At 39.1% G+C, this 1,103-nt stretch carries 1 protein-coding gene; it reads right to left on the reverse strand.

What is annotated here, in order from left to right; all coding sequences use genetic code 11:
* Positions 1-190 (reverse strand): hypothetical protein (locus FJ444_RS21150; protein ID WP_181405269.1); only part of this gene is annotated, 190 nt, incomplete at its 3' end.
* Positions 191-1,103: the final 913 nt, after the last annotated feature.

Here is a 1,103-nt window from a genome sequence, read left to right on the forward strand (position 1 = left end):
CTAGTGCAGGATCAGGCCAATCCAGTTCTTTTTCAATTACCGGTGTGTCGTCTGTATTCAGTACATGTCCAACAAATGCAAATGCTAACGTTTTGTATTTCTTATAATTGTCAGGAACTGGAAAAGTCCCCCTTGTCGTCTCGATTACACACCTACTTTCATCGTACACCATAGGTTGGAAGTGCTGCATAATACATTGCTTAATACAAGCAAGCAGTCTCTCGCCATTCATATTTCAGTTATTTTCCATTACAGCTGATGTCATTGTATATCAGCGCTGTAAAAATCTATCTGTTACAGAAGGTTTTCGCGGTTTTTATAAACAAAACTTTCGTTACGAAATCGAGCAATCACCCCAGCTGCGTATTTGGAAATTCGGGAAAAAGTAGAGCAACGCGAGTTGCATTTTTTACACCATAATGCATGATTAACTTCGAGAAGGGATTAAGGCTAATTTCACTAGTATGTTTCAAAAACCTCAATCTGTCCATTGAATGCCTTATAAAACAGCTATAGATTGCATAGAAGAGTTAGCTACTCAATGCTTTTTGTCAAAGCTTACTGATGATGATGTGTCTACTTTCAGGCGGGTCTGTAGTAAGGAGAATGACATTATAAAGCTGGCACTTAGAATTCCACGGACTATAGACTATACTAGTATACTCCGTCTACTGTACGATACACTTCCGCTCAGGTCCTTGTCCTTTAACGAGGCCTTACCACTCTTTTGTTACTCTATTGATCCAGCTCAGCAAAGGCAGTGTGATCTAAGATTCTATCTTCGCGATGTAGTAAAACTAGCTAGACCGAGAAAGAGACTAGAAATGCAAAAGGCACTTCTACAATGGCTGCCATCATTATTATCCGATGTGACGCTGCAGCTTCTCAATGATATTCGAATACGCTTTGAGGAGATACAGCCTAATATCCGACAAACTGTTTTACAGATTTACGATCGTACTTGTTACCCATCATTGAATTTTGAACATCCGAACCTGGGAGTTTTCCCTGAAACAGATAGTATATTTGAACCTGTATAATAATATATAGTCTAGCGCTTTACGGAAGACAATGTATGTATTTCGGTTCCTGGAGAAACTATT

The sequence above is a fragment of the Aestuariibacter sp. GS-14 genome (genome assembly GCF_006494365.1).
In the GTDB taxonomy this organism is placed as follows: Bacteria; Pseudomonadota; Gammaproteobacteria; order Enterobacterales; family Alteromonadaceae; genus Alteromonas; species Alteromonas mangrovi.